We start from the raw sequence: 6,948 nt of genomic DNA, 5'->3' as shown, positions 1-6,948 counted from the left end.
TTGAACAACCGGGCAGACTGGCGGTTACGGTATGGCTCTGTCCATCGGAGGTCAGGCCATTGAAGGCCGCCGTGAAGGAGAAGCTGGTGAGTCCACTGGCAATGGTGGTAGTCAGACTCTGGGCGCCGTTGGTGACGGTGAGCAGTCCCGGTGTGGGGTTAGTCAGAGTGATGACAGCCGTTGCCGAGTAGGCGTTGGTAGCCGTGGCACAGAGACCTGGCGTAGCCACCGCTGTGATCGAACAGACCGGCGCTATCGAACAGGCGGCCGGAGCGGTATAGGTCGTGGTCGTGGTTGAACAACCGGGTAGCGACGCGGTCAGGGTATGAGACACTCCATCGGAGGTGAGTCCGTTGAAGAGGGCCGTAAAGGTGGCCGAGCTGACGGCGGTAGTGACGAAGGTCAGGCTCTGGGCGCCATTGGTGACGGTGAGCAGTCCCGGTGTGGGGTTAGTCAGAGTTATGACAGCCGTGGCTGAGTAGGCATTGGTGGCCGTAGCACAGAGACCGGCTGTAGCCACCGCCGTGATCGAACAGACTGGTGCGATTGAGCAGGAGGCCGGGGCCGTATAAGTCGTGGTCGTGGTCGAACAACCGGGCAGACTGGCCATGACCGTATGGCTCTGTCCATCGGAGACGAGTCCGTTAAATACCGCCGTGAAGGAGAAGCTGGTGAGTCCACTGGCAATGGTGGTAGTCAGGCTCTGGGCGCCATTGGTGACGGTGAGCACCCCCGGTGTGGGGTTGGTCAGGGTGATGACAGCCGTTGCCGAGTAGGCGTTGGTGGCCGTGGCACAAATGCCTGGCGTAGCCACCGCTGTGATCGAACAGACTGGCGCGATCGCGCAGGCGGCCGGAGCGGTATAGGTGGCCGTAGTGGTTGAACAGCCGGGTAGCGACGCGGTCAGGGTATGAGACACTCCATCGGAGGTGAGTCCGTTGAAGACCGCCGTAAAGGTGGCCGAGCTGACGGCGGTAGTGACGAAGGTCAGACTCTGGGCGCCATTGGTGACGGTGAGCACCCCCGGTGTGGGGTTGGTCAGTCTGACCAGAGCCGTGGCCGAGTAGGCGTTGGTAGCCGTGGCACAGAGACCGGCTGTAGCCACCGCCGTGATCGAACAGACTGGTGCGATTGAGCAGGAGGCCGGGGCCGTATAAGTCGTGGTCGTGGTCGAACAACCGGGCAGACTGGCCGTGACCGTATGGCTCTGTCCATCGGAGACGAGTCCGTTAAATACCGCCGTGAAGGAGAAGCTGGTGAGTCCACTGGCAATGGTGGTAGTCAGGCTCTGGGCGCCGTTGGTGACGGTGAGCACCCCCGGTGTGGGGTTAGTCAGGGTGATGACAGCCGTTGCCGAGTAGGTATTAGTAGCTGTAGCACAGAGACCGGCTGTAGCCACCGCCGTGATCGAACAAACCGGAGCGGCCAAGCAGGAGGCTGGAGCGGTATAGGTGGCTGTTGTGGTCGAACAACCGGGCAGGCTGGCCGTGACCGTATGGGAGGCTCCGTCCGAGACTAACCCATTGAAGAGTGCTGTGAAGGTAGCCGAACTAACCGCCGTGGTGACGAAGGTCAGACTCTGGGCGCCGTTGGTGACGGTGAGCACCCCCGGTGTGGGGTTGGTCAGAGTGACCAGAGCGGTTGCCGAGTAGGCGTTGGTGGCCGTGGCACAAATCCCCGGCGTGGCCACCGCACTCATCGAACAGGGGGGCGCGATCGAACAGGCGGCCGGAGCGGTATAGGTCGTGGTCGTGGTCGAACAACCGGGTAGCGACGCGGTCAGGGTATGAGACACTCCATCGGAGGTGAGTCCGTTGAAGACCGCCGTAAAGGTGGCCGAGCTGACGGCGGTAGTGACGAAGGTCAGGCTCTGGGCTCCGTTGGTGACGGTGAGCAGTCCCGGTGTGGGGTTAGTCAGAGTTATGACAGCCGTTGCCGCGTAGGTATTAGTAGCTGTAGCACAGAGACCGGCTGTAGCCACCGCACTTATTGAACAGGGGGGCGCGACTGAGCAAGCGGCCGGGGCCATGTAGGTGGTCGTAGTTGTCGAACAGCCGGGCAAGCTAGCGGTCACGGTATGGCTCTGTCCATCGGAGACGAGTCCGTTGAAGACGGCCGTGAAGGTAGCCGAGCTAACCGCCGTGGTGACGAAGGTCAGACTCTGGGCTCCGTTGGTGACGGTGAGCAGTCCCGGTGTGGGATTGGTCAGCCTAACCAGAGCGGTTGCCGAGTAGGCGTTGGTGGCCGTGGCACAGAGACCGGCTGTAGCCACCGCTGTGATCGAACAGGGGGGCGCGACTGAGCAAGCGGCCGGGGCCATGTAGGTGGTCGTAGTTGTCGAACAGCCGGGCAAGCTAGCGGTCACGGTGTGGCTCTGTCCATCGGAGACGAGTCCGTTGAAGACCGCCGTAAAGGTAGCTGAGCTGACGGCGGTAGTGACGAAAGTCAGACTCTGGGCGCCATTGGTGACGGTGAGCACCCCCGGTGTGGGGTTGGTCAGTCTGACCACCGCCGTGGCCGAGTAGGCGTTGGTGGCCGTGGCGCAGAGACCCGGACTAGCCACCGCACTCATCGAACAGGGGGGCGCTATCGAGCAGGAGGCTGGAGCCGTATAGGTGGCTGTTGTGGTCGAACAACCGGGCAGGCTGGCCGTGACCGTATGGGAGGCTCCGTCCGAGACTAACCCATTGAAGAGTGCTGTGAAGGTAGCCGAACTAACCGCCGTGGTGACGAAGGTCAGACTCTGGGCGCCATTGGTGACGGTGAGCACCCCCGGTGTGGGGTTGGTCAGTCTGACCACCGCCGTGGCCGAATAGGCATTGGTGGCCGTGGCACAAATGCCCGGCGTGGCCACCGCACTCATCGAACAGGGGGGCGCGACTGAGCAGGAGGCTGGAGCGGTATAGGTGGCCGTGGTGGTCGAACAGCCGGGCAGACTGGCTGTGACGGTATGACTCTGTCCATCGGAGACGAGCCCGTTGAAGACTGCCGTAAAGGTAGCTGAGCTGACGGCGGTAGTGACGAAAGTCAGACTCTGGGCGCCATTGGTGACGGTGAGCAGTCCCGGCGTGGGGTTAGTCAGCCTGACCACCGCCGTGGCCGAATAGGCATTGGTGGCCGTGGCACAAATGCCTGGCGTGGCCACCGCACTCATCGAACAGGGGGGCGCGACTGAGCAGGAGGCTGGAGCAGTGAATGTCTGACTTACGGGTGAGCAGGCTGAATTGGAATAGCTGGCCGTAACGGTATAGTCCTGCCCATTGCTGACTAACCCAGAGTAACTGAAGGTGCCCGAAGCATTGCCCGCAGGCAAGGTTAGGCTTCGCGGTGAAAAGGCCGCTGAGGTAATCGTGAGCGTGCCACTGCTGGGAACGTTGGTGGCGGTGACAGTACCTGACAGGACATAGCTGTTGGTTGCCGATTGGCACAGACCTGGTGTGACGACCATAGCCAGCCCACAAGGCACGGCTGTACAACTTTTTGGCGCAACTGTCACTGTTATATCCTGTACACAATTGTCTGATCCGTTGAAAAACCGGACAGTATAAGTCTGACCTTCATTGGGAGCATTATTGACCACTGTTTGTGGAAGCGACCCAATCGCAGTGGCGCTGGCGTAGGCTACACCAGTATAGGACGTACCCAAACTAATGGCGAAGCGATTCGCATTCGTCACCGAGGTGATGCTAATCTGGCCGTTATTGTTTTCCGTTGTTGCTGTACAGGTGGCGGGTACCGGCGTTAGTGTCGCTGTTATATCCGAGCAAAAGACGCCTGCATCGAAAGTGTGATCGACAAAGCCAAAATCGCCCGTCGTGACGTTTATTTGTGGAATACCACCTGGCCGGGCGCCCAGAGCTGTAGACAGCACGTTGGGGTCAGCATCCGAGTCGTTCTGGTCAGGTATGCTCCCCTCACCCACGTTTGCTACCGTCAGTTTAAATTTATTAGCACTAACCGTCAGTTCCTGCGTGCCGCTGTTAAACTGACCCACTCCAAATAAGATGTTATAGGCCGTATTGGGTAATAGCGCATCCCCTAATAGGGTAGAAAAGTAATATTCTCCGCTTGCTGAGGAAGTTCTGGATGCCACTAAAGCACCCGTTGTGGCATTGTAGAGATTGACAGTGACGCCTGCTATGGGTAATTCGCCGGGGTCCTGCACGCCATCATGGTCGGCATCGTTCCAGATTCGGTTTCCCAGTTCAATATACGTGGCTGCTGAGCAAGCTAGCTCCAGGTCACCTAAACCCGTTGCTTTTCCGAATGTACCTGGGTTTGGCTGTGTACCATTGTTGTTAGTTTGGTACAGCATGTAAGCACTATTTACGCCCCCTGTGTTGTTATTTAAGTGTCGTACTCCTCCCGAATAGAAGACGTTCTGTACATCGGGATTATCATTAGGGTTAATTGGGTCCATAACGGTAGTGACTACTTCACCCGAACCGGGCCGTAGTGCCAGTCCACCTTCGTTATTTTCAGCATGGAATATAAGGTTAGGATTATCTAGCTGATTCCAGTTGTCGTTATAAAATTCACCAAAGCCAGGTCCCTGATTATTAGCTGGCCCGTAGCCGGTAGAAGGTCCAGCTTTTGCATTGTTTTCCAGAATGAACGTATTGTTGCTATAATAAGCCCGTAAAATATCTCCCCCCGAAAAACCATTGTATAGAGTTGTGCCCGTTAAACCATAGTTAAAATAGCCGGTCTGCATACCCGTCCGATCAATGAAGCCCAGCACCATGGAGCCATCAACATCAAATTCAATGTCTGATAAAATGGGTTGCGGATGATAAACATCAAATCCGAATTGATTGGCTCCCTGATTAAAAGTCGATAAATCATCATTCCAGGGGAACCAGCCCGTAACACTTGGATTGCTACTGGAAACATAACCTTTCGGGTAGGTCAGCGGAATTGTAAATACGTTTGTCCACGTATTCGCTACTGGATCGAGTTGATACACGAATGCAGTCAGGTTGCTTTTTGTGGACGTAGAAGCGTCGCATACAACGCCTACGTAGACTTTATTCCGGTATACTTTCAAGGCCCATGCATGTGCTGTGCCACCCGTACAGCCCGGATCAGGAATCGTAAACGTCGTTACATTAGCCGCTGTGGGTTTGGTTCCACTGCTGTTATACGCGGTTATATCCACCTGGTGAATGGTGTTGGTGAACAGGTTGGTGAAGTAAAGCTTGGTATTATCATCCGACAGGTCCATTCCGCCGATTCCCATCTTACCGACTGCGGAAAAGGAAGTAGGGTCATTGCTGGGTGCCGTTCGATTGGCATTTAATCCACGGGCTACGTTCGTACCAATGCTACCGACATTAATACCAAGGTCGGTGACTACATTGAGAAAGTTTGATACGATTGGTGCAGCCGGATTCGTTAAGTTAATGGCATAGATTCCACCAATACCTTGTGGGCCTAACCCAACGTGTCGTTTTACGGTTGCAGATGCAAAGAGTCGTTTGGTAAATTTATTGTAAGCCATCGCCCAGGTTGCCCCAACCTCAGAACCTTCTATCATAAACGTTTCAGGGCCACTGCGTCCGGCTGAATTATAGTTAAACCCAACAATAGCCGGATCAGTACCTGAGTTGCCTCCGCCCAATGGGTCCCCGTTGGTGTAACAGGGTGTGGTCAGCAATGGATTGGTTTCGCAGAATTCGTTTTGATTCAGCACACCCAGACTCGCCGTGCAGGTTGGTGCGCTGATAAACTGAACGGTTGTTCGGCTGCTGGTTCCGTTGGGCCCACTTTTCCCTCCCGACAGAAAGGCTGGAATGTTCGAATACTCTAATCGTACGGGATAGGCACTGGTCGGAATGGTGAGACTGAAAATACCGAAAGCATCGGTCGTAGTCGAAACCGGAGAGCCAATTCGGGGGAAGGCAGTAACGGTAACGTTTTGAACACCCGCTGTTTCACCAGTTGCCTGAATGCCGTTGGCATCAAAGTCATAAAAAACGGTGCCACCAAGGGTGTTAGCCGGGCATGCTGTTGGTGGACAGGCAGACGGAGCCGTATAAAGCGTTTGGAACGTACTGGTCGGACAACTTCCTCGCGATACACTTAAGCGGCCTGTAGAGCCATCAGCGGGCACTTCAAATGCAATAACCTGGGGCGATAATATGGTTTGCTGCCCACTATAATTAGCGGTATATACCTGGGTAAAGGTGCCCGTTTTAAATGTTCGGGAGGCAATTGGGGTTCCACTCAGGGTGCTGAGCTGGACCGTGATATCGCCAGAGCCAGTGTTATCCCAAACTATCGTAGCACTAACAGTAGCCCTACTTTGTCCACCAACATAGTAACAACTCGAAGAACTTACCGATTGAATCGTCGGACATTGTGCCTGGGCCAAAATAGGGCTAAAAAGCCCTGCCAGACTGAATAAAAGCCATATAGCCCGAAGCCTTCTGGGCACAGGCCGTAGCATCGTGCACGATGCTATTAACTGTATACTTTGTCGTAAAGTTGTGGGCATATTCATAAAATCAAGATTATAAATTGACAATGAGTCTATATGTCTGGATGGCATTCATCAGGCAAATGGGCATTTTTCGTGAGTACATATCATCTCGTACTGATGAAAGTGTTCCCTTTCTAACCGGTTATCAGACGAGATAAAATGGTTGATCTGGGAAACTCTTTCAGGGTAGAAAACAACTTAATTGGAGTAAGCAGTAAGGGCAGCTAAAGGGTCTACCTCCTTCATGGATTACTTTTGATCTCCCAAGCGTCCTGGACGCTTGGTTTGTTTGATTACGTATGGCAAACAGACCTCAGCCGGACAATCACACACCGTTGGTATCAATAATACGGTCATGTCGGTGTAACATCCTGACTGGTTATAAACCCGCACCGTGTACGTGGTGGCAACCCCCGGACTGGCCAGGGTGCTCACAAGCACCCCATTGGCGGGAATCACCTGGGCTG

At 55.1% G+C, this 6,948-nt stretch carries 1 protein-coding gene and 1 pseudogene; both read right to left on the bottom strand.

The features are described 5' to 3' along the window. Nucleotides 1-6,448: SdrD B-like domain-containing protein (locus GJR95_RS41605; RefSeq protein ID WP_198424791.1), on the bottom strand; the 6,448-nt coding region annotated here is incomplete at its 3' end. 282 nt (nucleotides 6,449-6,730) lie between these two features. Beyond that, nucleotides 6,731-6,948 (bottom strand): annotated as a pseudogene (locus GJR95_RS42455) (hypothetical protein); the annotation flags it as partial.

The organism is Spirosoma endbachense (genome assembly GCF_010233585.1).
Lineage (GTDB): Bacteria > Bacteroidota > Bacteroidia > Cytophagales > Spirosomataceae > Spirosoma > Spirosoma endbachense.
This window is presented reverse-complemented; position numbering and strand designations above follow the sequence as displayed.